We start from the raw sequence: 4,177 nt of genomic DNA, 5'->3' as shown, positions 1-4,177 counted from the left end.
CAGCCCAGGATGATCGGGGCGTTCCAGGGCGCGAAGGCCGCCACCACCCCGGCGGGTTGACGCACCGAAAGGGACAGCGCCCCGGGGGCGTCGGTGGCCAGCACCTCGCCGATCGGACGGGTGACCGCGGCGGCCGCCTCGCGCAGCATGGCCGCGCCGAGGGCGACGTTGAAGCCCGCCCAGCCGCCCGTCGCCCCGGTCTCGGCGGTCATCAGCGCCACGGCCGCCTCGACGCGGGACTCCAGCAGATCGGCGGCGCCCCACAGGATCGCGCGCTTGCGTGACGGCGGTGTAGCGGCCCACTCGGCGCGGGCGTCGTCGGCCGCCGAGACCGCGGCGGCGATGTCGCCCGCGCTGGCCGCCGCCACGGTGGCGAAGGCGTCCTGTGTGTACGGGTTGATGTCGGGCGTGGACTTGCCGGACGCCGCACCGACCGGTCGGTTGTCGATGATGAGTGCGCGCCGGTCGGTCATGCCATCCGCCTTGTTCGCCATACAAACATGTGTGCAGTTATCGATGCTATTGGCAGAGCGGACGGGAAGTCAAGGCGCCGACAACGGTTGACCGCGAAGCCTCCCAGCCAGTATCGTCCGGTATATGGATTGATGTTCGTTCATCGAACTCCAGAAGGTGTCCATGACCGCGCTGCTTCCGCTCCCCGACGCCGTGGCCGACCTGATCGGCGACGGCGACACCGTCGCGCTCGAGGGCTTCACCCACCTGATCCCCTTCGCCGCCGGGCACGAGATCATCCGGCAGCGCCGCCGGGAGCTGACGCTGGTGCGCATGACGCCGGACGTGGTGTACGACCAGCTGATCGGAGCCGGCTGCGCGCGCAAGCTGGTCTTCTCCTGGGGTGGCAACCCCGGAGTCGGTTCCCTGCATCGCTTTCGCGACGCGGTGGAGAACGGCTGGCCGTCGAATGTGGAGCTCGAGGAGCACAGCCACGCCGGCATGGCCAACCGCTACGCCGCGGGCGCCTCGGGCCTCCCCTTCGCGGTGCTGCGCGGCTACACCGGAACGGATCTGATGCGGCGCACCGCCAACGTCGCACCGATCGAGTGCCCCTTCACCGGGCAGGAGCTCACCGCGGTGGCCGCGCTGCGGCCCGACGTGACGGTGGTGCACGCGCAGCGCGCCGACCGGTCCGGCAACGTCCAGCTGTGGGGCATCACCGGCGTGCAGAAGGAGGCGGTGCTGGCGGCCCGCCGGTGCCTGGTGACGGTCGAGGAGATCGTCGACGAGCTGACGCCCCGGCCCGGCGCGGTCGTTTTGCCGTCGTGGGTGGTGACGGCGGTGGCGCACTGTCCACGAGGGGCACATCCGTCCTATGCGCACGGATACTACGAACGCGACAACGACTTCTACCTCGCCTGGGACGCCATCTCCCGCGACCGGGAAGCCTTCGCGGGCTGGATTCGCGAGCACCTGGGGGCGGCGGTATGAACCACACCACCGAGGAGATGATGACCGTCGCGGCGGCGCGGGCGCTGCGTGACGGGGCGCGGTGTTTCGTGGGCATCGGTCTTCCCAGCACCGCCGCGAATCTGGCCCGGCGCACCCACGCGCCGAACCTGGTGTTGATCTACGAATCGGGAACCATTGGCGCCAAACCCGATCACCTGCCGTTGTCCATCGGGGACGGCGTGCTGGCCGAGACCGCCGACGCCGTGGTCGGGGTGCCGGAGATCTTCAACTACTGGCTGCAGGCGGGCCGCGTCGACATCGGCTTCCTCGGCGCCGCCCAGATCGACCGCCTCGGCAACATCAACACCACCGTGATCGGCGACGACTACCGGGCCCCGGCGGTGCGGCTGCCGGGAGCCGGTGGCGCGCCGGAGATCGCGGCGTCCAGCAAGGAGGCGATCGTCGTGTTGCGACAGTCGCCGCGCTCGTTCGTCGAGCGGGTCGACTTCATCACCTCGGTGTGCTCCGGGCCGACCACCGTCATCACCGACCTGGGGGTCTACTCCCCCGACGGCGACGGCGAACTGGCGCTGACCCACCTGCACCCCGGCGTCACCGAACAGCGGGCGCGCGAGGCGTGCGGCTGGGACCTGCGCGTGCCGCGTGCGCCGAAGCGAACCGCGCCCCCGTCCGAAGGGGAGCTGGCGGCGCTGCGGGCCCTGGCGCCACGAAGGAAGGCGGCGACATGATCGACATGCCCCAGTACATCGACGACTCCGACACGCAACCGGCGTACCTGTGGCCGGACTACACCTCCACGGTGCTGCGCGCCCCGTCGCGGCCGCTGGTGCCGCTGCGCCAGTCCCTCACCGAGATCACCGGGCCGCTGCTGGGCGACGATCGGGTGGGCCCGGGCGATGCCGACCTCACCGCCGGGCACGCCGGGGAACCCTTGGGGCAGCGCATCATCGTGTCGGGGCAGGTGCGCGACTCAGGCGGCCGCCCGGTGCCACACACCCTTGTGGAGGTGTGGCAGGCCAACGCCGCGGGACGCTACATCCACGACCTGGACCGGCATCCCGCCCCGCTGGATCCGAACTTCACCGGCGCGGGGCGCACCGTCACCGACGCCGACGGCCGCTATCGCTTCGAGACCATCAGACCCGGCGCCTACCCGTGGAAGAACCACCACAACGCCTGGCGGCCCGCCCACATCCACTTCTCGCTGTTCGGGCGGGCCTTCGCCCAGCGCCTGGTCACCCAGATGTACTTCCCCGGCGATCCGCTGTTCGACTTCGACCCGATCTACGCCTCGGTCCCCGACCAGGCCGCCCGGCGGCGCATGATCGCCCGCTTCGACCCCGACACCACGATTCCCGAACGCGCCCTTGGCTTCGGCTTCGACATCGTGCTGCGCGGGACGCGGGCGTCCATATTCGAGGATGACGCGTCATGACCACTCCATCGCAGACGGTCGGCCCGTTCTTCGCCTTCGCGCTGCCCTGGCCCGACGGCCCCTACGCGGCCCCGCCCGGCACCCCGGGCCTGATCACGGTGCACGGCACGGTGCGCGACGGCTCGGGGGCGCCCGTGCCCGACGCGCTGATCGAGACCTGGCAGGCCGATCCCGACGGCCGCTTCGACCACCCCGACGACCCGCGCGGTCGCGGCGCGTCCGGGCCCCGCTGGTTCGCCCGCTGCCCCACCGATGCCGACGGGATGTACGCGATCCACACGGTCAAGCCCGGTCCGGTTCCGTCGGCGGACGGGCCGCACGCCCCCCACCTGACCGTCTGCGTCCTGGCGCGGGGATTGTTGCGGCAGTTGGTGACCCGCGTGTACTTCCCCGACGAGACCGACGCCAACCGGGCCGACCCGGTGCTGTCGCGCCTGCCCGATCCGTCCCGGGCCTCCACATTGATCGCGGTGCCCGACGGCAACGCGCTGCGCTTCGACATTCGGCTGCGGGGTGACGATGAGACCGTGTTCTTCGCCCTATGAGGACCCGTTCGGCCCCGTGTTCGGCGATCCCGAGGTCGACGCCGCCTGCGGCCCGGCGGCGTGGCTGGCGTCCATGCTCGCCGCCGAGGCGGCGCTCGCCGACGCCCTCGCGGCGGCGGGCGTGATCCCCGACGACGCCGCCAAGGCGATCGGCGAGGCGTGCCGATCGGACGCGGTGACCACCGACGTGTTCGCGCTGGCCGCGTCGGCCTCGCCCGTGGTGCCGCTGGTGGCCGCCCTCGGCGAGGCGGTACCGCCCCACGCGGCGGGCTGGGTGCACTACGGCGCCACCAGTCAGGACATCATGCACACCGCGATGATGCTGGTGTCGCAGCGCGCCACCGCCGTCATCTCCGAGCGACTCGCGGCGGCGGCCGGGGCAGCGGCGTCCCTCGCGGACCGCCACCGCGACACGCTCCAAATCGGACGCACCCTCGGGCAGCACGCCGCACCCACCACCTTCGGCACCCTCGCCGCGGGATGGCTGGGCGGCATCGACGCCGCCCGCGCCGAACTCGACCGCGCCCGCCGCGGCCTGGCCGCCCAGCTGGGCGGCCCCGTGGGAATCCTGGAAGGCCATGCGGGCCAAGGTTTGCCGATCCTGCGCGACTTCGCGCGGAGGCTGGGTCTGGCCGATCCGGTCGTCCCCTGGCACACCGAGCGCACGCGCCCCGCGCGGCTGGCGGCGGCGCTGGCGATGGTCGCGGGCGGCCTGGGCAAGGTGGCGCGCGACGTGACGGTGCTCGGCTCCGGCGACGTCGGCGAGCTG

The 4,177-nt window shown here is 72.3% G+C and carries 6 protein-coding genes; 5 read left to right on the top strand and 1 reads right to left on the bottom strand.

Annotation, left to right across the window (positions count from 1 at the left end):
- The coding region (locus VE172_RS21365; protein ID WP_324804020.1) for an aldehyde dehydrogenase family protein at positions 1 to 473 on the bottom strand (473 nt) is incomplete at its 3' end.
- Positions 474 to 636: 163 nt separating this feature from the next.
- On the opposite strand from VE172_RS21365, the gene VE172_RS21360 reads away from it, so the two are divergent.
- The 5 genes from VE172_RS21360 to VE172_RS21340 form a co-directional block, all read left to right on the top strand.
- The gene (locus VE172_RS21360) at positions 637 to 1,446 is read left to right on the top strand and encodes a CoA transferase subunit A (protein ID WP_324804019.1); all 810 of its coding nucleotides are present in this window, start codon (positions 637 to 639) and stop codon (positions 1,444 to 1,446) included.
- Complete coding sequence (locus tag VE172_RS21355) at positions 1,443 to 2,156, top strand: CoA-transferase subunit beta (RefSeq protein ID WP_324804018.1); 714 nt, start codon at positions 1,443 to 1,445, stop codon at positions 2,154 to 2,156. Before VE172_RS21360 ends, VE172_RS21355 begins: the two co-directional genes overlap by 4 nt.
- A 5-nt stretch (positions 2,157 to 2,161) precedes the next feature.
- Positions 2,162 to 2,863, top strand: coding sequence for a protocatechuate 3,4-dioxygenase subunit beta (gene pcaH, locus VE172_RS21350; protein WP_414715139.1), 702 nt, complete (start codon positions 2,162 to 2,164; stop codon positions 2,861 to 2,863).
- Complete coding sequence (pcaG, locus tag VE172_RS21345; RefSeq protein ID WP_324804016.1) at positions 2,860 to 3,408, top strand: protocatechuate 3,4-dioxygenase subunit alpha; 549 nt, start codon at positions 2,860 to 2,862, stop codon at positions 3,406 to 3,408. The genes pcaH and pcaG overlap by 4 nt, the downstream gene beginning before the upstream one ends.
- A partial coding sequence (locus tag VE172_RS21340) for a lyase family protein (RefSeq protein WP_324804015.1) occupies positions 3,383 to 4,177 on the top strand: 795 nt, incomplete at its 3' end. The genes pcaG and VE172_RS21340, both read left to right, overlap by 26 nt.

It is taken from the genome of Stackebrandtia sp. (assembly GCF_035643755.1).
In the GTDB taxonomy this organism is placed as follows: domain Bacteria; phylum Actinomycetota; class Actinomycetes; order Mycobacteriales; family Micromonosporaceae; genus Stackebrandtia.
Note: the sequence above shows the minus strand (reverse complement) of the source record. Positions and strands in the feature narration are given on the sequence as shown.

What these genes read in the sequence shown, in the direction of transcription:
- VE172_RS21360 (WP_324804019.1), top strand. Translation starts at nt 637, where the DNA reads ATGACCGCGCTGCTTCCGCTCCCCGACGCCGTGGCCGACCTGATCGGC.
- VE172_RS21355 (WP_324804018.1), top strand. Translation starts at nt 1,443, where the DNA reads ATGAACCACACCACCGAGGAGATGATGACCGTCGCGGCGGCGCGGGCG.
- pcaH (WP_414715139.1), top strand. Translation starts at nt 2,162, where the DNA reads ATGCCCCAGTACATCGACGACTCCGACACGCAACCGGCGTACCTGTGG.
- pcaG (WP_324804016.1), top strand. Translation starts at nt 2,860, where the DNA reads ATGACCACTCCATCGCAGACGGTCGGCCCGTTCTTCGCCTTCGCGCTG.